The organism is Dickeya poaceiphila (assembly GCF_007858975.2).
GTDB classification, from domain to species: domain Bacteria; phylum Pseudomonadota; class Gammaproteobacteria; order Enterobacterales; family Enterobacteriaceae; genus Dickeya; species Dickeya poaceiphila.
Genome location: NZ_CP042220.2, coordinates 2472426 through 2497414 on the forward strand (window position 1 = coordinate 2472426; position 24989 = coordinate 2497414).

25 protein-coding genes, 1 tRNA gene and 1 pseudogene are annotated in these 24989 nt (G+C 50.3%); 16 read left to right on the forward strand and 11 right to left on the reverse strand.

The features are described from left to right. Positions 1-13: 13 nt before the first annotated feature. The 4 genes from yejM (at position 14) to Dpoa569_RS10980 (ending at position 3284) form a co-directional block, all read left to right on the forward strand. Positions 14-1786 (forward strand): LPS biosynthesis-modulating metalloenzyme YejM, encoded by a 1773-nt coding sequence (gene yejM / locus Dpoa569_RS10965; RefSeq protein ID WP_042870082.1) that lies wholly within the window; start codon positions 14-16, stop codon positions 1784-1786. A 78-nt stretch (positions 1787-1864) separates the two neighbouring features. Beyond that, positions 1865-1941, forward strand: a tRNA-Pro gene (locus Dpoa569_RS10970). A 187-nt stretch (positions 1942-2128) separates the two neighbouring features. Further along, positions 2129-2464 carry an integrase arm-type DNA-binding domain-containing protein gene (locus tag Dpoa569_RS10975; protein WP_042870080.1) on the forward strand — a complete coding sequence of 112 codons (336 nt, stop codon included), beginning with the start codon at positions 2129-2131 and terminating at the stop codon, positions 2462-2464. A gap of 325 nt (positions 2465-2789) precedes the next feature. Further along, complete coding sequence (locus tag Dpoa569_RS10980; protein ID WP_042873874.1) at positions 2790-3284, forward strand: glutathione peroxidase; 495 nt, start codon at positions 2790-2792, stop codon at positions 3282-3284. 129 nt (positions 3285-3413) lie between these two features. On the opposite strand, the gene yajD is transcribed toward Dpoa569_RS10980, so the two are convergent. Beyond that, a complete protein-coding gene (gene yajD, locus Dpoa569_RS10985) occupies positions 3414-3761 on the reverse strand; it encodes an HNH nuclease YajD (protein WP_042870077.1) in 348 nt (115 codons plus the stop codon). Positions 3762-3831: 70 nt separating this feature from the next. Between yajD and Dpoa569_RS10990 the strand changes: the two genes are divergently transcribed. From Dpoa569_RS10990 to Dpoa569_RS11010, 5 genes and pseudogenes are all read left to right on the forward strand, one after another. Beyond that, a complete protein-coding gene (locus Dpoa569_RS10990) occupies positions 3832-4020 on the forward strand; it encodes a type II toxin-antitoxin system RelE/ParE family toxin (RefSeq protein WP_236614459.1) in 189 nt (62 codons plus the stop codon). A gap of 555 nt (positions 4021-4575) precedes the next feature. Beyond that, positions 4576-5757 (forward strand): MFS transporter, encoded by a 1182-nt coding sequence (locus Dpoa569_RS10995; protein ID WP_128569705.1) that lies wholly within the window; start codon positions 4576-4578, stop codon positions 5755-5757. Between the two features lie 101 nt (positions 5758-5858). Then, positions 5859-6875, forward strand: a pseudogene (locus tag Dpoa569_RS11000) (IS4 family transposase); the annotation flags it as partial. 553 nt (positions 6876-7428) lie between these two features. Beyond that, the gene (locus Dpoa569_RS11005; protein ID WP_128569704.1) at positions 7429-8100 is read left to right on the forward strand and encodes a hypothetical protein; all 672 of its coding nucleotides are present in this window, start codon (positions 7429-7431) and stop codon (positions 8098-8100) included. A gap of 694 nt (positions 8101-8794) precedes the next feature. Next, entirely contained in the window at positions 8795-9328 is a 534-nt protein-coding gene (locus Dpoa569_RS11010) for a hypothetical protein (protein ID WP_042870072.1), read from the forward strand. Positions 9329-9390: 62 nt separating this feature from the next. Here the strand turns inward: Dpoa569_RS11010 and Dpoa569_RS11015 are convergent, their stop codons facing one another. The 8 genes from Dpoa569_RS11015 to Dpoa569_RS11050 all read right to left on the reverse strand — a co-directional run bounded on the left by Dpoa569_RS11015 (position 9391) and on the right by Dpoa569_RS11050 (position 16525). Then, positions 9391-9732, reverse strand: a complete 342-nt coding sequence (locus Dpoa569_RS11015; protein ID WP_042870069.1) for a GlpM family protein — start codon at positions 9730-9732, stop codon at positions 9391-9393. 256 nt (positions 9733-9988) lie between these two features. Beyond that, on the reverse strand, positions 9989-10477 hold the full coding sequence (locus Dpoa569_RS11020; RefSeq protein WP_042870066.1) for an Hsp20 family protein: 489 nt from the start codon (positions 10475-10477) through the stop codon (positions 9989-9991). A gap of 166 nt (positions 10478-10643) precedes the next feature. Next, positions 10644-11945 carry a purine-cytosine permease family protein gene (locus Dpoa569_RS11025; RefSeq protein WP_042870065.1) on the reverse strand — a complete coding sequence of 434 codons (1302 nt, stop codon included), beginning with the start codon at positions 11943-11945 and terminating at the stop codon, positions 10644-10646. 200 nt (positions 11946-12145) lie between these two features. Continuing rightward, entirely contained in the window at positions 12146-13153 is a 1008-nt protein-coding gene (locus tag Dpoa569_RS11030) for a 5-oxoprolinase subunit C family protein (RefSeq protein WP_042870063.1), read from the reverse strand. Further along, a complete protein-coding gene (locus Dpoa569_RS11035) occupies positions 13137-14024 on the reverse strand; it encodes a 5-oxoprolinase subunit B family protein (RefSeq protein ID WP_042870060.1) in 888 nt (295 codons plus the stop codon). Before Dpoa569_RS11035 ends, Dpoa569_RS11030 begins: the two co-directional genes overlap by 17 nt. A gap of 1 nt (position 14025) precedes the next feature. Beyond that, positions 14026-15411 carry an acetyl-CoA carboxylase biotin carboxylase subunit gene (locus Dpoa569_RS11040; protein WP_042870058.1) on the reverse strand — a complete coding sequence of 462 codons (1386 nt, stop codon included), beginning with the start codon at positions 15409-15411 and terminating at the stop codon, positions 14026-14028. Between the two features lie 53 nt (positions 15412-15464). Further along, complete coding sequence (locus Dpoa569_RS11045) at positions 15465-15713, reverse strand: acetyl-CoA carboxylase (protein WP_042870055.1); 249 nt, start codon at positions 15711-15713, stop codon at positions 15465-15467. Between the two features lie 50 nt (positions 15714-15763). Beyond that, positions 15764-16525 carry a 5-oxoprolinase subunit PxpA gene (locus Dpoa569_RS11050; RefSeq protein ID WP_042870053.1) on the reverse strand — a complete coding sequence of 254 codons (762 nt, stop codon included), beginning with the start codon at positions 16523-16525 and terminating at the stop codon, positions 15764-15766. A 127-nt stretch (positions 16526-16652) separates the two neighbouring features. Between Dpoa569_RS11050 and Dpoa569_RS11055 the strand changes: the two genes are divergently transcribed. Beyond that, positions 16653-17567: a LysR family transcriptional regulator gene (locus Dpoa569_RS11055; protein WP_042870051.1), complete on the forward strand. Its 915-nt coding sequence runs from the start codon at positions 16653-16655 to the stop codon at positions 17565-17567. On the opposite strand, the gene Dpoa569_RS11060 is transcribed toward Dpoa569_RS11055, so the two are convergent. Then, positions 17564-18745, reverse strand: a complete 1182-nt coding sequence (locus tag Dpoa569_RS11060; RefSeq protein ID WP_042870049.1) for an MFS transporter — start codon at positions 18743-18745, stop codon at positions 17564-17566. The two genes, Dpoa569_RS11055 and Dpoa569_RS11060, sit on opposite strands and share 4 nt — an antisense overlap. Positions 18746-18842: 97 nt before the next feature. Between Dpoa569_RS11060 and Dpoa569_RS11065 the strand changes: the two genes are divergently transcribed. Further along, positions 18843-19340, forward strand: a complete 498-nt coding sequence (locus Dpoa569_RS11065) for a MarR family winged helix-turn-helix transcriptional regulator (protein WP_042870047.1) — start codon at positions 18843-18845, stop codon at positions 19338-19340. Between the two features lie 81 nt (positions 19341-19421). Here the strand turns inward: Dpoa569_RS11065 and ompX are convergent, their stop codons facing one another. Continuing rightward, a complete protein-coding gene (ompX, locus tag Dpoa569_RS11070) occupies positions 19422-19937 on the reverse strand; it encodes an outer membrane protein OmpX (protein WP_042870045.1) in 516 nt (171 codons plus the stop codon). Positions 19938-20308: 371 nt separating this feature from the next. Here ompX and rhtA point away from each other — a divergent pair, with 371 nt between their 5' ends. The 5 genes from rhtA to glnQ all read left to right on the forward strand — a co-directional run bounded on the left by rhtA (position 20309) and on the right by glnQ (position 24902). Continuing rightward, complete coding sequence (gene rhtA, locus Dpoa569_RS11075; RefSeq protein WP_042870043.1) at positions 20309-21181, forward strand: threonine/homoserine exporter RhtA; 873 nt, start codon at positions 20309-20311, stop codon at positions 21179-21181. Between the two features lie 437 nt (positions 21182-21618). Beyond that, entirely contained in the window at positions 21619-22122 is a 504-nt protein-coding gene (dps, locus tag Dpoa569_RS11080; RefSeq protein ID WP_042870040.1) for a DNA starvation/stationary phase protection protein Dps, read from the forward strand. Between the two features lie 533 nt (positions 22123-22655). Beyond that, positions 22656-23402, forward strand: coding sequence for a glutamine ABC transporter substrate-binding protein GlnH (gene glnH / locus Dpoa569_RS11085; protein WP_042870038.1), 747 nt, complete (start codon positions 22656-22658; stop codon positions 23400-23402). Between the two features lie 121 nt (positions 23403-23523). Next, complete coding sequence (glnP, locus tag Dpoa569_RS11090; RefSeq protein ID WP_042870036.1) at positions 23524-24183, forward strand: glutamine ABC transporter permease GlnP; 660 nt, start codon at positions 23524-23526, stop codon at positions 24181-24183. Then, positions 24180-24902: a glutamine ABC transporter ATP-binding protein GlnQ gene (glnQ, locus tag Dpoa569_RS11095; RefSeq protein ID WP_042870034.1), complete on the forward strand. Its 723-nt coding sequence runs from the start codon at positions 24180-24182 to the stop codon at positions 24900-24902. Before glnP ends, glnQ begins: the two co-directional genes overlap by 4 nt. Positions 24903-24989: the final 87 nt, after the last annotated feature.

Genomic DNA, 24989 nt, shown 5'->3' on the forward strand with positions numbered 1-24989 from the left:
TGCTGGCCCGTTTATGGTAACCAACCGCCCGTGCTACCGAGAAAAAGTCTCCCAGATGATAAGCTGGGGGCACTGGTTTGCCCTGTTCAACATTCTGCTCGCACTGGGGCTGGGTAGCCGTTATCTGTTTGTTACCGACTGGCCATCATCGCTGCCAGGCCAGCTGTATTCATTGGTAAGCTGGCTGGGGCATTTCAGCTTTATTGGTTTTTCCGCTTACCTGCTGATCATTTTTCCGCTGACATTTATTGTGATGTCGCAGCGGTTGCTGCGCTTCCTGTCTGCGGCACTTGCCACCGCTGGCCAGACGTTGCTGATTGTTGATGCCTCCGTATTCAGCCGGTTCCATCTCCACCTGAACATGACCGTTTGGGATCTGGTCACCAACCCGGACCAGAGCGAAATGGTGCGTGACTGGCAGTTACTGTTCATCGGCGTGCCAATGCTCTTCATGATGGAGATGTTGTTTGGCACCTGGTGCTGGCAAAAGCTACGCAGCCTGAACCGTCGCCATTTCGCCAAACCCATGGCAACAGTATTCATCGTGGCGTTTTGCTTATCGCATCTGATGTACATTTGGGCTGACGCCAACTTCTACCGCCCAATAACCATGCAGCGCGCCAATCTCCCCCTTTCCTACCCGATGACGGCACGCCGTTTCCTGGAAAAACACGGCCTGCTCAATGCACAAGAATATGAGCGCCGTCTGGCATTGCAGGGCAATCCGGATGCGGTGTCGGTAGAGTATCCGCTGAGCGACATCAGTTTCCGCGACGCCGGCAGCGGCTATAACCTGTTGCTGGTGGTAATGGACAGCGTACCGGACCAGGATACACCGCACTCCATGCCCAATCTGGCGCGCTTCGCTGAAGAAAATGTACGTTTTAGCAATCATTTCAGCGCCGGTACTCAGCAGGATGGCAGCCTGTTCAACCTGTTCTATGGCATCTCCACCACCTATATGGATGGCGTGCTGGGCAGCAGCAAACCATCTGCGTTGATCGACGCATTAAGCCAGCAGGGTTACCAGTTTGGCCTGTTCTCAGCCAGCGGATTCAGCAGCCCTTTGTACCGTCAGGCACTGTTGTCTGATTTTTCGCTTCCGCCGGCACAACCGCAAAGCGATGAAGCCATCACCACCCAATGGACCAAATGGCTGGATAGCAATACCGATGCTCACTCGCCCTGGTTCTCGTTTATCGAGTTTACCCACAACACGGCAGGCAGCAATGGTCGTTCGCTTTCTGCCAGCGAACAACAACGTCGTTATCGTCAGGACACCGTCAGCATTGATGAACAGATTGATCGCATCATCTCTACGCTGCGGGAGAAAAACCTGCTCGATAAGACGGTGGTAGTGATTACCGCAGAGCAGAGCAGCGCCGAACGCCTCAAAGACGACGACCCGTCGCCGTTAAACCGCGAACACCGACAGGTGCCGCTGGTGGTGCACTGGCCGGAAACCCCAGCGCAAACCATTAGCAAAATGACCGACCCGAAAGACGTAATGACCACGCTAATGCAGCGTTTGCTGCATGTTAAAACTGCGACGGAAGATTACTCTCAGGGTGAGGATTTGTTCAGCGCCGGACGGCATACTAACTGGCTCATCAACGGGGACAACAATGGGCTGACCATTATCACGCCGCAGCAAATCATTCTGTTGGGGCGCAACGGCAGCTACCGCGCTTACGCCCCTGATGGACGGCGGTTACCCAGTGAAAAACCCCAGTTGGGGCTACTCTTACAGGTGCTGACGGCTGAACGGCGATTTATTGCCAACTAACTGCCTAAATCTAAAGCAGTCGCTTGGGGCGGCTATTGCAATCACTCCGGGAAACGGTAGTATAGGCGCCCACAACATCGGCACGTAGCGCAGCCTGGTAGCGCACCGTCATGGGGTGTCGGGGGTCGGAGGTTCAAATCCTCTCGTGCCGACCAAATACTACTTCCGTAAGTACCGGTTACTGACGGAAACCCCACAGAAACCCGCATCCTCTCTGAGTTTGCGGGTTTTTTGTTGCCTGTTATCTGCCGGGATACCCCGTTTACAGCCGGAAACTTTGGGACTACATTTGGGACTAACTCGGCATAGTCCCATAAAACCGTAGTCCCAAAGGAAACGATCATGGCAATTCAGGCAAAGCCCCTCACCAACACGGAAGTCAAAGCCGCCAAAGCGACGGATAAAGAATTGTCATTGCATGACGGCGGCGGGCTGCTGCTGTTCGTCAAACCATCTGGTACAAAAACCTGGCGCTTTCGCTATTACAAAACTACTACTAAAAAACGTGCCATGATGGCATTCGGTGCCTACCCCGCCGTGTCCCTTGCTGATGCACGGCGCATGAGGGACGAAACGCGCCAGTTACTGGCAAACGGTATCGATCCGCTCATCAACCGTGAAAACGAGCACCAGCAAGGCGATGGCCGCAGACAGCGCAAAAGGGCTACGAGTGATTAGTGCTTAATTCTGTTTATTTATACAGTTAATTATTGATTCCTGTTAACGTTTCGCTTCTCGCTCATAACAGTCCGATGATGACACGATGTTTGGTTTCGTACCAAAACACGCACAACGAACTTCATAGTGTGTTAATCAAGGAGAGCAGAACAAGGGTCGCCTGTTTGTTGTTCTTTTCGTTCGACTTTGCAAAGATGTATCGCACACAATTTCAGGCCTGCTACGCAATCAGGAACAGGATTTACTCTCCATGCCCTGTGCCCCGGCAGTAACGCGCTACGTGGCAATGTCGACGTCGAACTGGTTCTGCTTTGAGGATTCCGATATGACAACCTTTCATCAACTTACCGCCACCAGTCTGGACGGCCAGCTTATCTCTATGGCCGACTACGCGGGTAAGGTGGTTCTGGTCGTTAATACCGCCAGCCATTGCGGCTTCACGCCACAATACAGCGGCCTTGAAGCGCTCTACCAGAAATACGCCGCCCAGGGTTTGGTGCTGCTGGGTTTCCCCTGCAACCAGTTCGGTAAACAGGAACCCGGCGATGCCGACGAAATCGCGCAGACCTGTCACATTAACTATGGTGTAAGCTTCCCGATGTTCGAGAAAATAGAGGTCAACGGAACCGCAGCGCACCCGGTGTTTCGTTATCTGAAAAACGAATTGCCCGGCGTGCTGGGTGGGCGGATCAAGTGGAACTTCACTAAGTTCCTGATCGGTCGCGACGGTGAACCGCTCAAACGTTTTGCACCGTTCACCACCCCGGAGAAAATGGAAGCCGCAATCCTTGCGGCACTTGAAATCTCAGTGTTTCGGTAATTCGAACCATTCAATTTTAGAGCGCTTACGAACAACTCATTATCCGTGAGAGGATAACTTCTGCTGTTCGCTGGTGGCAGCCCCGCTTCAATGTCTGCGGGACTTAGCCAAAAGCGGATGTTGCTGGCTCTATTTCTTCTTATTAAGCATCGACTTTAGATCGGCAAAGGGATTATAGGTTGCTGCACCAACATCTTTTTGCGCATCTTCCCCCGCCACAACGGTTGTGCCGTACTGCTCGGCTTCAGTGTACTTCGAGTGTTCGTGGTCATGGCAATATAGACACAACAACTCCCAGTTGCTGCCATCTTCCGGATTATTGGTATGGTCGTGATCGATATGGTGAACAGTTAATTCGCGTAGGTTTGAATAAACAAACTCCCGTGCGCAGCGCCCACACACCCATGGATAGATTTTTAGTGCTTTCTCACGGTAACCGCTTTCCAGCCGCGAGTAGTTTTTTGGAATCAAAACCATTGCCGATGCCACCTGTTATTTATAAAGAGGTAATTTTACAATATATCCCCTATACGAGTACCTCTATATCGTGCAAGGCGATCCACAAGCTGCCAGCCAGTTTGTCGATGAAGTTCAAAGGGTAACGGAATTACTACCGCAACAGCCAGCAATGGGAAGGCCGGGCCGAGTACCGGGAACACGCGAACTGGTGTTAACGCACTACTCCTACATCATACAATTCGGACTGAGTTATCTTCAAGAGATAGACTATTTATAAAGGTATTAGTAATAATAAAGTAATTTATTAACAAATAATAAACACTGACGTTTAATAACAATCTAAGTAACAGTAATTGATTGATAAGAAGGTATTAAATTGAGAGTACTTAGCAGTGCCGACTAATTCTACGACCCAGAAAAACCTCTAACAAAAATCCCTAGACTCATTCTTTCATGCTATGAGGATGGAAACGATACGTATCAAATGGATTCATTAGATAAAAAACCTCATTAGCAAAGTTAATCATAAGGTCACCACAATTAAATTTATGATTAGTACCGGAGGCTTACTGCCTGAAAAGTGTAACGTACTCATAGTTCCTAACGAATCAGAATAAAATCATTAAAATTATTATTTATTTGGACTAAATTATAGAATCAGGTGGATTTTTAGCATTATACGTTGCCAACATAAAAAATAATAAAATGGAATGATTACATTAATTGACATAAAAAGTTTAAGCAGATAGGTTAATGAGACTAAATCTTATAATTCTAAACGCCTTATGTTTCATTTCGATGACATGGCGGAAATTTGATTAGGATTGCCGCCATGGAAGAACGTACACTGCAAACGCACTCATCTGTATGGATAAGCCGATTAATTTGGGCAGTTAATCTCTGCTCAATAAGTGCCTCAACTTTATGTTATATATACCTTTCATGGTATATTTATCATGCAACCGGGAACATTATACTTTCACAGGCAGTGCTTTATGCACCAATGATTTTACCCGTAATTTTTGTAAATCAAGTACAAGGTATTGCGGAAAAAACCTCTCCTCGCAAACTGCTTATGATGAGTAATCTTATTGCTGCTATTTGTACACTCGTTATATTCAGTTTGATTCACCGAATACCAACCTTCGCGCTGCTTGGGGGGCTATTAATTGGTTCAATTGACGCACTTCAACGTGTCGGCCGCATAGTTGCTATTAAGCATTATTTTAGTGGAGACAAACTTGAAACCACAGTACCGCTCACCCTCACAGCACAGTTTATCGCTGGTGGATTGGCAGGAATGCTGATGGGAAGTATTAAAGGCGAAATGTCGCCACAATTAGCAATGTCGATGATTTCAGTGTTGTTCATCGCTTCGGTACTGGCATCATTCCTATTACCTAAACTCAACTTACATCAGGAAGGGAAAGCGCAGGCACGGTCATTGAAATCGTTTGTTGCTCTACTCTCAGATAATGTACCGTTAAAGAAAGCGTTCCTTAATTTCATTGTTTTCATTACTTTCTTTCAGGGTTTTTTTAATGTATCCCGCGTTACATTACCATCGCATGTTTTGAATTTGCCTGAAAATTTTGTTGGGTACCTTCAGTTAGTCAATAGTGGCGCTGCCCTAACCGGCGCAGTATTTTACTTCATTTATAATCGAAAGGGGGTGAAGTTTAATCCGTTATACATGGCAATCATCAGCGCCCTATTCATGGTTATCACATCGCTCGGTGTTAATGTTTTAACCAGCTATCTAACCTATTTCTTCTATATATTCTTTTTTGAACTTGCATTTTTCAAATTGCAGTCAGATATCGTTTTAAAGAGTGATGCCAAAGACATGCCAATGATTGCCGCTATGCAATATGCTGGTGTCTATATCGGAATGATCACTTCAATATTCATTGGGTCAGTACTAACACAATATTCACACCTTTATGTAGTAGCCTTATTTTTTACGATAGCATATTTCTCATGCTATGTATCACTCAGTAAAGAAAGAAAATAAATCGATGCCTGCTTTTCGAAGCAGGCAAAAATACTATTATAAGTTATAAAGGGTAAAATATATGGGCGCAATAACGTCAGCATTTCCGTTCGTGAAATTTACGGGTTGACCGCCTTTTGGGAAACACTGCGCTTCATAACGATATCCCGAAAATATTTAATCAGATTACATCCATGATGACCAAAAACATGCCGTGGTGTGTTATTGCCGTCGACTGGAGTGGCTATCCCTCTCAGGCTTTTCATGTCCTGCGTGCAAGTCTTGTCTGTGATGGTCGCGCTATCCCCTTGATGAGTCAGGTAGTTCCGTCAGAAAAGCAAAACAATATTTTGATACAGAAGGCCTTTCTTGACGCGCTTGCCAGCGCCATAGCCCCACAAATGAAAGTCACCCTCATCACCGACGCGGGCTTCCACAATGAATGGTTTCGGCATATCAAAGCACTGGGATGGGACTTTATTGGCCGAATCCGGGGAAACGTAAAATTTTGCCTTCATCATGGCCCGGAACACTGGCTGAACGTGAAAGACTGTGCCGGGACAGCGCGGGCGGAATATCTGGGAACAGGTACGCTGGCGCGTTCAAAAAAAGCGCAATGCGATGGACATTTTTACCTTCACAAGAAAGCGTCAAAAGGGAGAAAAAGCAAACGTGCCAGAGGGAAACCGGGCTATCCGACCGTGGAAAAAGAGCAACGTGCGTCAGCCAAAGAGCCGTGGCTGATATTTACCAACACAGATGAATTTAAGCCCCGTGAAATCATGAAGCTCTACAGCAGGAGAATGCAGATTGAACAAAACTTTCGAGATGAAAAGAGTGAGAGATTTGGTTTTGGCTTACGCGCCTGTGGAAGCAAAACGGGTGAGCGGCTTTGGGGGCTGAGTCTGCTGGCGACACTGGCATCAATTGTTCTCTGGTTATTAGGATATCATTTTGAAAATAAAGGTCTTCATCTTCATTATCAGGCGAACAGCCTTAAAAATCGAAGAGTGATATCGTTTTTGACACTGGCGGAAAATGTACTGCGGCATTCGCCACGAATAATCGGGCGGGTGAAACTGGAGAGTATTTTAGCCCAACTCACCAGCACCTACCGAAGCATGGTGCTGGTTTATTAGCGGTGACTTTGTGGGGATCCCTCAGCCCGCAGGGGTGAGACCCAGAGATGGGCCGAGTAATAAAGCCAACGCACCTGCCACTTGAAGTATGGCGGGTATATCAGTATATCTCTTTAGCCACACCTTACTTCCAATCAATGCCACGTTAAGTGAACGGTTAATCCACTTTATTATTAAGGGAAAGAACAACTCTCCCTCGCCATTATCATTTTCCTGGGTGAAATTCCTCTTTTTCATATGAAAAAAAATAAATAAAATTTTATATAAATAACAAAATCGCTTTTTTCTCTTGATTTTCGGAAAACGATACGAATGTCAAGATGTTCGTGTCCGAAAGATGCATAAGGTTTACACGTGGTTGAGGAATGGCAAATAAAGTTACAGTAAAGGATTTCCCTGCTTCCCCTTCCAACGATACGATTTATATTAATTTACTACTGATGATAACCGAACAAAGCTGTGCCCATGTTCAGTATAGTTGACGAACACTTGGCCCTATGGTTAGTGCCGGCTTTTAGTTCACAGGGGGAATATATTTTGGGGAGTGATTGTAGTGGTTCATAAAACGATAGGAAATATTTGGATAGATAAACAGGTAGCGCCGCTTGAATATTGTTCCATCCAACGAGCATCTGCGTTATTGAAGTGTGAGGAAGAGGATTTTTTACACTGGCATGATATCGGTGCTATCTCTCTTGCCATTAAGTTGAATAATAAAACGTCGGCAAACCTTTATTTTATCAGCGATGGAATGTTGAGTGATAGTGAAAAGAAAAAAGCTCGCATTGAAATAAACCAATTATATAACCTTGAATCATCACGGATTATAGGTTCAGTGGACGATATAGAAATCACCTTTTCCTCTTCTGACAGGAATGGTTTCCGTTACAATATATCGCCTCCATGTTTAATATTCGGAGTGTGGCGGATACTTGACGACTTTAACCTATCTTGCAGTTTGGGCAATGCCGAAAAACTATATTCCATGTCTGTGTTTCAAGAGCAGAGCATCTCGCCAACATTACGAATTGTCGTCGCCATGCTTGAAATGGCAGTGGCTTATGACAAACGTTCATTATTTGTTTTGCGATCCGACATTGAAAATATCTATACTCATGCTATGACAGGGCAACCAATGCCTAACTTTATCAATGGCAGGATCGAAAAACAAAATCTATCAACCGAAATTAAAAATCTCACTGAACCGCTGGACGCCACACCATAAACCGTAAAAATACCCTGAAAAATATCAGGGTAAATAAATCACCCCAACGCAATGGGTTAGCGCATTGCGTAAACACCACAAAGAAACATCGCTATGTGTTACTAACAACGAACAGGTTGTTACCAGCTAAATAATTCTGTAGCTTTTTTACCGTAGCATAGACTATGAGTACTCTTACACTGTACATTTAAATTACTCTTTTTATAACCTGTGCCATCTTTGTATAAAATATAATAAACTCATTATTAGTTAGTAAGCAGTCCTTCCTATTAAGCCATTTTAACCCATTGATTGAAAATGCATGAACTCGCGCTTCTGCCATGATAAGTCGCCCACACTGCCGTTTAATGGCTGACGCAGTCAGAGTCGTATCGCCAGAGTAAAAAAACGCCGGAGTAAACCGTATAAACACAGGAAAAATCGTGTGGTTCGATGACGGGTGATGGCGTAACAAACTGATTGCCTTGCTGATTGTCGTGGTCATCATTGAGCGGGTACTACTCCTGTTCCCCATGAGCAGCGTCTACGTTCCCTATCACCTTCTTGCCATAGCAAATAAATCGTTCTGAGAATCCAACAATCGACGTAAGATAGGTCAATGTAAAATAGACGTATACTTCACCGGCTCATGTGGTTCCTGCCTGAGCCGGTGCAAGGCTCGTGGCTACAGCCACATTCAATCACGAGGGTTCACATGAACAAGCCACATACTTCCCTGCTGGCGCTGGCCTTGTCTCTGCTGTCGCTGACGGCATCCGCCACCGATGGCTACAAGAACCTGAAATTCGGATCGTCCGCCGCCACTATCCGGCAACAGGCAAATTGTTCACTGCGCGGCCCGGAAATGATCATGGGACAGACTGTTTACATCTGCCCTGATTTCAATTTTGCCGACAAAAAAACCCAGGCGATTTTCAGTTTTAACAATGACAAGTTCAACCGCCTGGCGATCTCAATCACGCTCGCTGATGTACCAAGCGTAGTAGAAGGGCTAAAGAGCAAATACGGTATGACGGCTCCCTTGTCTGCCAACGATGTCGATACCTTCATGAATAAACCCAATACCCGCGTGACCGCCCGGTTCGACAAGAACAATATTACGCTGGTGTTCGACAACAGCATGGATAACCAGAAGAACATCTATCTGGTATACAACGCTGAAAACAGTGTCAGCGCTGGCCAAACTGCCGCACCAGCCAACCGGGGCATCACCAAGGACGACCTGTAATATCGAAAACCCTGGAGATCGTCACGCCGGGTTCATCCCTGTAAAACACGCTCCGCCATGCCTTATCCGGCATGGTAACCGCTCCAGACTTTCACCAGTACCGCCGCCGACAGGCTCCAGCACGCCACCGCCAGCATCAGTGCCGGCGGCAAACGCATCACACCAGTAAAGTAATAGAGCGAAATCAGATACACCAGATAGGGAATCACCGCCCAAATACCGAACAGAATAGTGGCACGGAGCGCTTCCACGCCGCGCTCCGTGCCCACAATGTAATGCGCCAGTAGCGCAAAGGTCGGGAATAACGGCACCAGCCCGGCAATGTAGTAATTACGGGTTTTGGCCAGCAGACCAATAACTACCACTATGATCGCACCCAGCGCTGCTTTTATCAGTAATGCCATATTTGTCATGTTCAGGTTATCGGTTGGCTATTCGGTCCGTCTGTCACGTCCACCCTTTCCGCCCAATTCATCTGGCGGCTGTCTATATCTAACAGAAAACGCACCCAAAAACAGGATTATCGCCGCGTTTGTCAAAACCGCTCGCAAAGCGCAATGCAACAGCATGGTTCACCCGGAAAACTGTTCACCCTGAAAATAAAAAGCCCCGATATCATCGGGGCTGCACACTGTAATCATGATCATGACTGAGGAGACATTAACTGGTGTGCTCCAGTGCCTGGGAAGCCGACTGGTTACGGTTTTCAATGGCAATCTTTTTCGGTTTTTCATTTTCCGGAATATCCTGCTTCAGATTGATGGTCAGCAGGCCATTTTCCAGATGTGCGCCTTCCACCTTGACATGCTCAGGCAGTGAATAACTGATACTGAAATCAGTGCGGTTAATGCCGCGATAGAGCCAGCCATTCTGTTCCTGAGGCGCTTCCGACACCTCGTCCTTGTGTTTGCCGCTGATAGTGAGCTGACCACCATGCGTATTAATCTCCAGTTCCTCTTCACGCCAGCCGGGCACGCTAACCGTAATGCCATAGTGGGTGTCGTCAAGCCGGCGGATATCATAGGATGGCGTAGCAGTAAGCGGCGTGTCGCCAGTCAGTTGACTGAATAACCGGTCGATACGGTTGAAACGATCAGAGAACAGTGAGTCGGTAAATGCCGGAAATAAAGACACGGACTTGAATGCCATGGTTAACCTCCTGAATATTCTTCATACCCATTCAAAAGTGCAAACCGCAAGGCAACAGCATTGTCTTGCTTTCACTTCTTCATATAGATCCCTGTGCGATTTTTTCAAGGCCACTAACTAAGAAATTAACCAATGGAAACAAATGGGCTTCCCTGCCCCGGTTATTTCAGGCGTTACGGTTACCCGACAACACCCGGTACAACGCCAGCGCCACCACAAAGGTTACCGGCGCGGAAAATGACTGTAACAGCGCGCTACCATGCATCAGCGCTACGCCTGCAATCACACCCAGCAGCCAGGCGCCAAGGCCGGTCGGATTAAACGCACGCACCGGCGTCGTGGTCGATGAATCGCGGCTGCCAAGAATATGCGCCAGCGCCACACCAACCCACGCCACCACAAACACCCCTTGATAGGCCAACGCCTGCAAAATATAGGCGAAGACATCTGCCAGCATCAGGCCGTACACCGCGGCCCCCACCACGCAGGCCCAGACAATCTTGCGATAACGCAAACGAAACAGTCGGTCAAAAAACACCTGCATATTGACGGTAGCCAGATAATAGTTAGCGGTGTTAATGCGTGTCTGGGTCACCCACACGAATACTAATCCCCAGAAACCAAGCAGATTAAGGATATTGACCACGACCGCCGTTTCACTCACGCCATTCTGCTGGGCAAAACTGCTGACCAGATAGATGCCAGCCGCACCATTAAGCAAAAAGGTGATCAGATAGAACGGCATACCAAAGTTGATACGCGCGTGGTATTGGCTGTCTTCCTGACGGCCAAACCGGGCGTAATCAAAGGTATACATCATCAAAATCCATACCCCCATGTAGTAGGTAAAGCAGTTCCACCAGCCATTAGCAGGCGGCAATGCCGGACCAAACGACAGCCAGTGTGGTTGATAGCCATAATGCTGAACAGACACCGCCACCGTCAGCGCCAGCCCAAACAGGTAGAATGGCAACAGCACGCCGTTGAATTTATCCAGCCAGTGCTGCACGCTGCCGAAAATCAACGGTACGCTGTAGAGCACCACCAGTAATGCCGCCCAATGATAATCCAGCGCGGGAAACAGATGATTAATGGCAAATGCGATTACCGAGCCTTCAAACACCGCGTAATACATCGCGGTGGAGAAAAAAATCAGCGTGGCCAGCGCTGACCCGGCCTGCCCGAACAGTTGACCGGAAAATGCCGCCACCGACAGGCCGCTTCGGATAGCAAAACGGCTAATGGCAGCGTTGATCACGCCATAACACACCACGGAGAGCGCCATGCCGATGATGGCATTGCGCGCACCGTAATTCAGCGCCAGCGATGCCCCCACCACGATGTAGAAAATGGCGCTGCATACCGCCCACCAGGCCATGGTCAGTGATAGCTTTCCCATGCGCTCTGTTCCAGACACCGTATCGGCAGGCGCCACCACCTCACCTTGTACTCCGGATATTTCAGCCATACCCCCTCCGCCTATCTATTGTTGATGTATCTTGGTTGACGCTGACGAGCCTGCCGTCACAGGCTTTTTTAAAGCCGAGCGCACGCGCCGTGTCGGTTGTGTCGCACAGTCAATCATGCATTCGATAGGGTCAGACATGCCTCACCGCTACCATTGACCCTGGTGTTGGCGCAGGTGAAATCTGGCAAGGCCGTCTGAAATCAGTGTGCTAACAACTGTTCCAGCCGCTCAAGGCGGTAGCGATAATGCTGTCGGGCAAGAAGTGCATCCTCCAGCGACACCGGCGTAAAGCGAACGCCGTAATGCGGCTGCAATTGACCGATAAGGTCCAGATCGCTGCTGATCACCGTTCCCAGCGTCATGTACCCCCCGCCGGATACCGCATCACGCAGCAAAATGATCGGCTCCAGCCCGCCCGGCACCTGAACCGACCCAATGGGATAGCAGGCATCAACGATATTGGACGGGTCTGAACCGGTGCCAAACGGGGGAGTACGTGGCTCAAACGCCAGCGGTGTACCACCTTTGAGGCGATAGCCAATGCGGTCAGCTTCGGTGCCGACTCGCCAGTCGTCGGCGAAAAACTGCTCCACTGCAGCCGGAGTCAGTCGGTGAATGTACAGCCCGGTCACCATGCGTAACGTCACGTGCTTATCCAGCGGCTGGAGATAGTCTGTCGGTACCGTCACCTCCGGCGTCACCTGCCGGGTCGGCACGCCGATTGGCAATACGTCGTTGGCGGCCAGCCGCCGCCCCTGATAACCGCCCAGCGCACCGAGCGCATAGGTCGAGCGGCTGTCCAGCACCTCCGGCACCGCAATCCCCCCAGCGACCGCCAGATAGGCGCGGCAGCCTGCCGTCGTCGGCGTAAACCGCAGTACCTGACCGGCGCGCACCGCAAAGGTGGTATCCATCGGCATCGGTTCGCCATCCAGCAGCGGCGACAGGCGTGCGCCGCACACCGCCACCAGCACATCACCCTCAAACTGCAGTTCCGGCCCCAGCAACGTCATTTCCAGTACCGCCGCCTGAGCAGGATTACCCACCAACAGGTTCGCCAGTCGCAGCGAATACTGGTCCAGCCCACCGGATGGCGGGATGCCGAGATGGTAATACCCTTCACGACCGGTATCCTGTATTGAGGTTGCAAGCCCTGGGCGGATGACATTGATGCGCGTACCCGATATTTGCTCACGACAACGCTGCATACAGTACCCCCTGAAGATAGTGTTTATAGCCAGTTGGGTCGGCGAGGAATTTATCCAGCTCAAACGTGACTGGGCGAATGCGCAGGCTAAAGCAACCCGCCTCCACCGCCTGCACGTCCTGCTCATAACGCGCCAGATCAATCGGTTTGAACTGCACGATGTCACCTGCACGGAAAAACACCATCGACGATTGCAGGTAATCCAGCCGTTGTTCCGGGTCATAAATTGGTGCAGGCGTCACGCCAAACAGCTGATAACCGCCTGCGCCCCGTACCGAGTAAATACAGCCGAAGCAGCCGCCATGCCCCAGCGACAGTTTGGGGGTATCGGTACGTGGCCGCAGATATTTCGGCACCTGAAGCTGTTGTGCCTGCTCCACCATCTGAAACATGAACGGCAATCCCGCCACAAACCCCACCATCGACACAAACCACGGTGTACCGCTGTGCGCCGCAATAAATGCCGCGATATCCTGATAACCATTGATGCGAGCGGCGTACTCCAGATCCGTGGCGCTGGGGTCCTGATGCCGATCACGAAACCGCATCAGGGTATCGTGCGTCCAGGGGTCGTTGTACAGCACAGGAATTTCGATGATGCGTGTATCAAGCACCGTCATGGTTTGCGCCTGATGTTCCGTTTCTCGCACCTGATCCAACAGCACCTGCGGTGCGATGAGATCCGGGTTAAAACGCACCTGAAACGATGCGTTGGCAAGGCAAATGTCCAGTACGCCGGGCAACGCCTGCTGTTCGAGCGCACGGGTTATCGCCAGCCCACGGAAGAACGCCCCCAACGACATCGCTTCGTCAATTTCAGCAAACAAGTGCTCATCGCCACCAAAAGTGTATCTGATTTCGGGAAACGTCATCTCAGGCCTCCCTGGTCAGCAGCAGCGCGTCGGCTTCCCGCGCCTGTAGCCAGTTTTCCAGCGAGGTAGTATCAAAACGCCCGGTGCGCAATCGCGGATCAGCCAATAGCCACTGATGCAGCGACTGAGTGGTAGTAATACCGCCGATTCGCAACTGACATAGCGCCTGTTCAGCACGGGCTAGCGTCTGCAACCGATCCGTTCCCGACACCACCAGTTTCGCCAGCAGGGAATCGTAATACGGCGGAATACGGTAGCCACTGAACAGATGACTATCGATACGAATACCGGGGCCTTGCGGCCATGTCAGCGTCTCCACCACACCGGGACAAGGGAAAAAATTGCGCGCCGGATCTTCCGCGTTGATGCGCATTTCACAGGCATGACCGCGTAACACAATGTCTTCCTGATGCAAATCAAGGGTTTCACCACTGGCGATTCGCAGCATCCACTGCACCAGATCAACACCGGTTACCCGCTCCGTGACCGGGTGTTCGACCTGAATGCGGGTATTCATTTCAATAAAATAAAACTGCTCCCGCTCGATATCGAACAGGTATTCCAGCGTACCGGCGCTGCGGTAGTTCAACAGTTGAGCAAGCTGTAGGGCGCTACGGCACAATGCCTCGCGTTGTACTGGCGATAATGCTGGCGAAGGCGCTTCTTCAAATATTTTCTGGCGTCGGCGTTGCAGCGAGCATTCGCGCTCATACAAATGCACCGCCCGCTCGCCATCGCCCAAAATTTGCACTTCAATATGGCGGGCATGGCGAATAAATCGCTCCAGATAGACATCACCGCAGGCAAATGCTGCTTTCGCCTCACGTTGGGCAATCGGTAATTCGCGTTTCAGGTCGTCTTCGTTATTAACGACCCGAATGCCGCGCCCACCGCCGCCGGCAGCCGCCTTGATCAACAGCGGATAACCGATCTCTGCGGCAGCGTACAACGCCGCCTCCAGCGACGACACACTCTGCGAACCGGGCACCACCGGCACGCCAGCCGCCTGCGCCGTGCGTCGCGCTTCCGCCTTGTCCCCCATCAGGCGGATGGTTTCCGATGTCGGACCGACGAACACTAACCCAGCCTGCTCCACCGCCTCGGCAAAGACCGCGTTTTCTGACAAGAAACCGTATCCTGGATGTATTGCCTCAGCCCCGTAGTCTTTGGCAGCCTTCAGCAACGCCGCCTGATTCAGGTAACTTTGGTCGGCGCGCGCGCCACCCAACAGTACCGTTTCATCCGCCAGACGTGCGGGCAATGAATCGATGTCGGCTTCACTGCAGGCGACCACCGAGGTAATCCCCAGACTGCGAGCGGCATGAATAATGCGCACAGCAATTTCTCCCCGGTTGGCGATAAGCAATTTTTTGATCGGCTGACACATCGTCGCGGCCCTCCTGATGACATAATTAATGAGGCTATAGGATAGTGTTACCGTTATTCATCGATTTTTATAATGGCTATAACCTGCCCCGGCTCCAGCGCATCACCGTTATTGACACAAAACGAGAGTAATTCCCCCGCCTGCTCAGCATAAATTTCACTAAATTGTTTCATTACTTCGATCAAGCCAATAACGCTACTCGCCATCACCGGACTGTTTTCTTCAATAAACACCGGGGATTCTGGGGTAGGCTGACGATAAAAAATACCCGGCAAAGGAGAACACACTTCATATATTTTCATTATCTTTACCCCTCATATTTACTGATTGATTACCGATGATTTAAATTATTTTAAAATGGTGAGCACACGTGAATATTGGCGTTATTCAATGCCTCTCGCGTTGCCTGAATTAATGCCAGCGCGCCGGGCGTATCGCTATGAATGCAAATCGATTCAAACTCGACAGGAATATCTTCGCCATCAATCGTCGTGACCTTGCCATCAACACAGGCGCGCACTACTTTCGCCGCCACTGCCGCCGGCTCCAACGCACCAACCCGGCGGGTAAATACGATAGAACCACTGGCGTCGTACTCCCTGTCGCCATAAAATTCACAAATAACAGGATGTTGTAGCTTTCTGGCTTCCTGCCATACCCATGAGCCGTGCAGACAAAATAACCGCAATTCAGGATCTAACCGGTGCAGCGCCTGCACAAACAATTGCGCAGATAGCTGATCGTGGGCCAGATGCATATATAACGCGCCATGCGGCTTAACGTGCTGTAACGGTAATTGGTAGAGCCGGGTAAATTCCCGCACCGCCCCCAATTGATACAAAATGTCATTCACCATTTCCGACGGCTGACTGTGAATATGCCGACGGCCAAAACCCACCAGATCACGAAATCCGGGATGAGCGCCCACCGCCACGCCACACTCTTTGGCCCATTCAATAGTCTGGCGTATTGTCGAAGGGTCACCTGCATGAAATCCGGCGGCAATATTGGCTGAGCTGATATAAGACATAATTTTCTGATCAACATTATCACCTATTTTCCAGGGACCGAAGTTTTCTCCCATATCGGAATTCAGATCGATTTCATATTTCATAGTTATTTCTTATTTGTGATGGTTATGTTTAAAAACAATATAGAGCTACCGTTTTCTATTCGGAAAGACGTATTTTCAGAATACTCACTATCTGAAAAACAGAACGCTCATCGCTAAGGAACCGGTTATGGTCACATTGCGTCAGATCCGCTACTTCATCGCCACCGCCGAGATGGGCCAAATCTCACAGGCGGCGATTCATCTCAACATTTCGCAGTCCGCAGTAACGACCGCGATTCAGGAACTGGAAAACCTGCTGGGCAAACCGCTGTTCCTGCGGTCGGTACACGGCATGACGCTGACGGAAAATGGCAGTTACTTCCTTAATCACGCTTACGCGGTGCTGCGCAGTGTCAACGACGCCATGAACATCCCGTTAACCGATAACCGGATTAGCGGTGCACTGAATATCGCCGCCAGCTACACGGTCATGGGCTATTTCCTGCCCTTCCACCTGCAACGGCTGTCTGACGGTTTTCCTCAAGTCGCCATTCATCTCAATGAACGCGAGCGGCAGGATATCGAACAAGGATTACTGGACCGATCATTGAATCTCTCATTGGTGTTGACCGCGAATCTCACACATCCGGAAATCACCTCAGAAACGCTATTCAACTCAGAACGGCGCTTATGGCTGCCCAGTCACCACCCATTGTGCGATAAACCGGAAGTAAGTCTGGCGGATGTCGCCAATGAGCCGTTTATTATGCTGACGGTAGATGAAGCGGATCACAGTGCGATGCGCTATTGGGAACTGAGCGGACATCACCCGAAGGTGATGCTGCGCACCAATTCCGTTGAGGCAGTGCGCAGTATGGTAGCGAACGGATTAGGGGTGGCGATACTGTCCGATCTGGTGTACCGCCCCTGGTCGCTTGAGGGGCGGCGTATCGAGACCCGTTCGCTAAAAGACAAGGTTCACCCGATGAGCGTTGGGCTGGCCTGGTACCGTGACGCCGAGTTTACCCCGGCTATGCAGGCAGTTCGGGAATATTTCCGTAATCTGTTCCTGACACCGCAGTTGGCGTTTTCACGCCGTTAGGCTGATGCCGGAACCGGATGCCGTGGGGAAAAACGTAGCGCCATCAGGATTAATACGACAACGCCTGCCGCCATGATAAGCCAGGCTTGATTCAACCCGCTGGTATGTTGCCGGATGAATCCTGCCAGCAGCGGCATCAGGCTCGCTATCAGATAGCCACCACCTTGCACAAACCCCATCAACGCCCCGGCCTGTCGTGGGTCGTCCACCTGATCCAACGCGATAATCAGCGACAGTGGGAACAACGCACCAATCCCCAATCCCAGCGCAATCATAATCGGCAGCACCAGCGTCAGCGGTGCCAGTATCAGGCCCGCCATGCCCAACAATAACAGCAGCAACACCGGCAGCAACAGATAGCGCCGGTCAGGAACATGGTTGATAAGCCACGACACCAGCAGCCCGGCCACCACTTCTGTCAGCGTCAGTCCCCCCAGTAGCAGACCACTACGGGCAGAGCTCCAGCCAAGCTGGGTATAGTAAGGCGGCAACCAGGCCAGCACCAGGGTGTACGCCGCAGTGCCGATACCAAAAAATATCATCAACGCCCAAGCCCGTCTGCGCGACAATGCGGCTACCACCCGTGTATGTGATACGTTATCGGGCATCGGATTCAGCAACACCGAGATCATCCAGGCTACGGCAGCCAGCGTCGCCAGACCGCCCCATATCGCCAACGCACCATCCCAGTCCATAATATCTGCCAGCGGTGAAATACTGGCTGCCGCCAGTGCTGCACCCGCCATAATAGCAGTGGTATACAACCCCATGAGACGACTGCTTTGTTGATTAAAACTGCGCCGCAAAAATGACGGCATCAACGCCTGAATCAACGCAATGCCGACACCAGCCAGCGCCGCAGTCAGCAGTAACCCCGTCGTGCCGGTTAGCCAACAACGCAGCAAGCAAGCAACCGCAATACCGACAATGCCTATGCCGATACCCCGATATTCGCCCACTTTAGACTGCAACCACCCGCCATACAGCGCGCAGATTCCCATAGCGAATACTGGCAGGGTGGTCAGCAGCCCTGCCTGCATATCGCCCATGCCGGTATCCGCCTGAATCCGTGACAGCAACGGGCCGATTCCTGCCAGTACCGGGCGAAGGTTAAGCCCCAGTAACATGACGGTAATAACGACAAAATACAGTGATTTGGCACGAATTGCGTGTGACATACCGCTCCTTGTAACTCTCTGATGCTTGAGTGGTGATAGGTGTTCCCCATAGAATATCTTTGCAGAAAGAATCTTAATATCAAGACAAATTACACTTATGGCAGATCGTGCAGACAACGCTTATGAACAATGGCAACGGGAAAGGCCGGATATTAATCCGTTCCCGATGCAGGTAGTGGGACGGTTACTTGAAGCCACGTTGCGGTTAGAACGGGATTATCTCAATCCGCTGTTCGCCCGGTTTGGCCTGCGTCCCGGTGAATTTGATGTACTGGCGACGCTACGACGCAACGGCGCGCCTTACGCGCTGACGCCGACTCAGCTTTACGAAGCGTTGATGATATCATCAGGCGGCATGACCAACCGCATCGACAGGCTGGAACGGGCGCAGTGGGTCGCACGTCAGAGCAACCCGCAAGACCGACGCGGCACGCTGGTCACCTTGACAGAAAAAGGACGGGAACTGATGGATACGCTGGTGATACTGCATACCGACAATGAGCAGCAGCTATTGGCCGCATTGGATGAAGAGGAACAGCATCAGTTGAATCAGTTGCTTAAAAAATTGCTGGCTGGTTTGCCTAGCCGTACATAGCCGTTAATAGTAAAAATCCGCCCAGTCGGGCGGATTTTTCACAACAGTGCTCTCACGCAACGCGTAAAGTGCAAGGCGCGATTAGAAACGGTAGCCTACGCCTACGTTCCAGCTGCCTACGTCAACACTGCGGATGCGGCTCTGCTCGTAACCAACATCAAAGGCCACGTTCTGAACCGGGTTGAACTGCAAACCGGCACCGTACACAAAGCCAGCATCGCTGGAACTGTTGTTGGAAGAACCATCGGTCTTGTTAACCGTGAACTTGCCGGCACTTACGCCAACCAGGCCGTAGATGCTCGCCCAGTCATTGAAGCGGAAAGACGGACCCGCGCTGAAGCCGTAGTACTGGTTCTTGTTGTAGAAATTACCAATAGTCTGACTGTCTTGCAGGTAAGTGAAAGAACCTACCACGCCCAACTGGCTATTATCGAACTCATAACGGTACTTCAGGTTGAAGCCCGGCAGTTTGTTCTGCACGCCCTGAGCGTCGCCCTGAGCATAACCAAGAGATACAGTGCTTTCACCAGCCACTGCAGAACCTGCGCTTACAGCCAGAACACAAGCTAAAGCGGAAAGACACGCGATTTTTTTCATAATATGCCTCGAATTATCTTACGAAAAGAAGATTAAGCGAGACAAATATAACAAGAAATTAGGGCAAATGCTGACTGGTTATTATTTTTCAATTAGGGTAAACATGTAACAAAAATTTTCAAATACAATATAAATAATTGATATTGATAAATAAAATAAGCTCATCGCAGTGTGAAAAAATAAATGCAACACACTGCTTTGGCATGGAGTTTTCTTAATTTTTTGATTACTTTTCAGGCTGATTTTATATAAAAAAAAGATTTTCAAATTTAGAGTAAATTAAAGTCAACGAGAGTAAACTAACGTCGAATGAATTGTTCATTTATTACCTGTTTTTTTCTGGCTGCCCACGGCATGTTAAGGCCCTGCAAATGACCTTGATTTCCGCATTAAAAAATTCTGTATTGCTACCGGTATTACTCATCGTAATCGCTATGCTGTCCATCCAGACCGGCGCAGCCATAGCTAAAATGGTTTTCCCGCTGATTGGCGCTTCAGGCGTGACGGCACTGCGTCTGGCGATAGGCTCGCTGATTTTACTGCTGGTCTTCAAACCCTGGCGATTACGTTTTGGTTCAGAACGGTTGTCATTGCTGATCTATGGCATCACACTGGGCGGCATGAACTATCTGTTTTATCTGGCATTGCGCACCGTACCATTAGGGATTGCCGTGGCGCTGGAGTTCACCGGGCCGCTGGCGGTCGCGCTTCTGGCGTCTCGCCGCCTGCTGGATGTCGTGTGGGTGTTGCTGGCTGCCGCCGGATTGTGGCTGCTGCTACCGCTTGGGCAGCATATTGATAATGTGGACGTCACCGGCGCCGTCTTTGCCGTTGGCGCCGGAGCCTGCTGGTCGGGCTATATTTTGTTTGGTCAAAAGGCAGGAACCAGTCATGGCACCGGAACCGTAGCAATCGGATCGCTGATTGCCGCCCTGATATATTGCCCGATTGGCCTGCTGTTTTCCGATCTCAACACTCTATTTTCTCTTGATATTCTGCCGACAGGTATCGCTGTAGCGGTGCTTTCCACCGCTTTGCCGTATACGTTGGAAATGCTGGCGCTGACCCGGTTGCCGACGCGTACTTTCAGCACCCTGATGAGCCTGGAACCCGCCGTAGCAGCACTCTCCGGCATCCTCTTTCTGCACGAACACCTGACTCTCACTCAGTGGTTGGCTCTGACATTTATTATCATTGCTTCGCTGGGCACCACGCTTAGCGCGAAAAAAAGTGCCGTAGCCTGAATTAGCGGCATCAGTGGTTATCGTGCAGTTGTTATCGTGAATTGTTATCGTGCAATTGTTCTCCCGTCTGAAAAATAACCGCATTCCCGGTCAGCCTGGCCGGGAAATATCATCCTCTGTGATTATCCCGCTAAATTATTTAATGCCTGACAGACGCATTCGGGAAAACATTGCATAAGAAATATCCAGTCATCACCTGATAAATTCCATACCAAAAGATTGTAACTTAATAAAAAAATAACCTTTTATCCTGGCTATTTTTTACTGCTGTATCCGGACGCTAAATAACATATACAGAAGTGTTGTTTTTCACTGTCTGAGGCTATTCCTGTAATAGACCGAACTAAGCATCTTCCGCACATTCAGGTTGCTATAATTCGTTCCGTTGACAGCCAAAATCATTATCAGCAATAACGGAAATTAAAGAGGATAATACAATGCGTACAGCTAAACTGGTAAAAGCAGCTTCCGCTGATCTTATTTTCACCCGTAACGATCTGGACGATAACGTTAAAGCCTCGACCATTGCCCTGCTCAATCAGTTGGTCGTGGACTTTACCGATCTATCGCTGATGACTAAACAGGCGCATTGGAACATGCGCGGAGCAAACTTCATCGCCGTACATGAGATGCTGGATACCTTCCGCACCTCACTGATGACTCATCTGGACACCTTCGCCGAGCGTGTGGTGCAACTGGGCGGCGTGGCAACCGGCACTGTCCAGGTCATTCACCAGAAAACGACGTTGGGTAGCTACCCGCTTACCATTCACAGCGTGCAAGACCACCTGAAAGCGCTGGCAGATAGCTATGCCATCGTCGCTAATACGGTTCGCAAGGCCATCAGTCAGGCGCAGGACGAAGATACCGCAGATATGCTCACTGCCGCATCCCGCGATCTGGATCAATACCTGTGGTTTATCGAAGCCAACATCGAATAGTTCATCAACGATGACCGGCGGTCGAACCGCCGGATTTCTCCGGCCAGATTTCAGCACTTCCCACTTTCTGCTTGTATCTATGCCATTTTCCGCCATTTTTACCCTGCCAGACACATTGAGATAATATGCATTTTTTCTGCATCGCCACGCAAATCGCTTGCATCCACGCCACAAAATGAACAAAAAATTAGCGCTTGTTAGCAATATTCCTCCTTGAACGTAATCAACGGTTGTGTACCCTGCACAATTCAGTTATTCATAGCAACGCACGCTATAGGATTTCCTGATGGCTGCGCGATAAGAATTAGCGGGTCTACCCGTCCTGTTTTGGCAACGACTCCCCCTGTTTTCTCCACAGCACCTTGCATGTCAGTGCGGCGGCTAATAACAACTGATGTCGGATAATCGGCCTCATCTCTGTATGCCAAAGCCGATGCAACACCATTCTCAAGGGTGGCAGGCAACCCATGGTGGCAAGTAGCCAACGGTGTAAAACAGCGGAATACATAACCAACGAGAGGAAGGACGTTTTGATGAAATCATTATTTAAAACTTCACTGGCAGCACTGGCGCTGGCCTTCAGCCTGTCTGGCCAGGCCGCAGAGAAACCGCTTACCGTAGCGACCGATACGGCATTCGTGCCATTTGAATTCAAACAAGGTGACAAGTATGTCGGTTTTGACATCGACCTGTGGGATGCCATCGCTAAACAACTGAACCTGAGCTACACCCTGAAACCGATGGATTTCAGCGGCATCATCCCGGCACTGCAGACTCGCAACGTGGATCTGGCGCTGGCAGGCATTACCATTACTGAAGAGCGCAAACGCGCAATCGATTTCTCAGACGGCTACTACAACAGCGGCCTGCTGGTAATGGTGCGCGCCGACAATCAGGACATCAAAGGCGAGCAGGATCTGAACGGTAAAGTGGTGGCGGTGAAGAGCGGTACCGGCTCGGTAGACTACGCCAAAGCCAACCTCAAAACCAAGGAACTGCGCCAGTTCCCGAACATCGACAACGCCTACCTGGAACTGGGCACCAACCGTGCCGACGCCGTGTTGCATGATACGCCAAACATCCTGTACTTCATCAAAACTGCGGGTAACGGCAAATTCAAAGCGGTAGGCGATTCTATCAAAGCACAGCAGTACGGCATCGCTTTCCCGAAAGGCAGCGATGATCTGCGCAACAAGGTGAACGGTGCGCTGAAAACCCTACGCGATAACGGCACCTATGCCACCCTCTACAAAAAGTGGTTCGGTACTGACCCGAAGTAATGGGTTGAATTAACAAATAGTAGGTTGAATAGAAATAACAAGCTGAATAGCTTCTACGGTGCCGCCGGTCAGTCCGTGCGGCACCTTGCTATGGTAGCGTTATTATTGCTGGAGAATGTTCATGCAGTTTGACTGGAGTGCCATCTGGCCGTCTATCCCTCAGTTGCTGGAGGGAGCCCAAATGACTCTGCTGATTTCCGTGCTGGGTTTATTGGGCGGCCTGGTTATTGGTGTCGTTGCGGGATTTGCCCGCGTCTATGGCGGGTGGCTATCCAATCGCGTCGCGCTGGTCTTTATCGAAGTTATCCGTGGCACCCCCATGGTTATACAGATAATGTACATCTACTTCGCCATCCCGATGATATTGACGTCAGTTCGTATCGATCCTGTTACCGCAGCCGTCATCACTATCATGATTAACTCAGGTGCCTACATCGCCGAAATTACTCGTGGCGCGGTGCTGTCTATCCACAAAGGCTTTACCGAAGCCGGTCTGGCGCTGGGGTTATCACACCGCGCAACATTACGTCATGTGATTACGCCACTGGCATTACGCCGTATGTTGCCTCCTCTGGGTAACCAGTGGATCATCAGTATCAAAGACACATCATTGTGTATCGTCATTGGTGTCTCTGAATTAACGCGTCAGGCACAGGAAATCATCGCAGGTAATTTCCGCGCATTGGAAATACTGACTGCTACTGCGATTATTTATCTGGTAATTACTCTCGTTCTTACCATTGGAATGCGCTGGCTGGAAAGAAGACTGAAGATTATATGATTGAATTCAAAAACGTATCGAAACACTACGGTCAAACCCAGGTACTGCACGACATCAACCTGAACATCAAACAGGGTGAAGTCGTGGTGATTATCGGGCCGTCTGGTTCCGGCAAATCCACCCTGCTGCGCTGCATCAACAAACTGGAAGAAATCAGCAGCGGCGAGCTGGTGGTAGACGGCCTGACCGTCAATGACCCCAACGTGGACGAACGCCTGATTCGTCAGGAAGCCGGCATGGTGTTCCAGCAGTTTTATCTGTTCCCGCACCTGACGGCGCTGGAAAACGTCGCCTTCGGCCCGATTCGAGTGCGCGGCGCCAGCAAGGCCGATGCCGAGAAACTAGCGCGTGAACTGTTGGCCAAAGTGGGGTTGGCGGAACGCTCGCACCACTATCCGTCCGAACTGTCCGGCGGTCAGCAGCAACGCGTGGCTATCGCCCGTGCGCTGGCGGTAAAACCGAAGCTGATGCTGTTTGACGAACCTACCTCGGCGCTGGACCCGGAACTGCGTCACGAAGTGCTGAACGTGATGAAAGACCTGGCTGAAGAAGGCATGACCATGGTGATCGTGACCCACGAAGTGGGATTCGCCCAAAAAGTGGCTTCACGCCTGATCTTCATCGATAAAGGTCGTATTGCCGAAGACGGTCATCCGGATGCGTTGATTTCCAATCCGCCCAGTGATCGACTGCGCGAATTTCTGCAACACGTTTCCTGATGGTTCCCTGACGGCAGCTCTGACGGCTGTCGTCAACGTTCCGACCACGCGACATGACATCAGAATATTCCGAGAATAAATCCAACC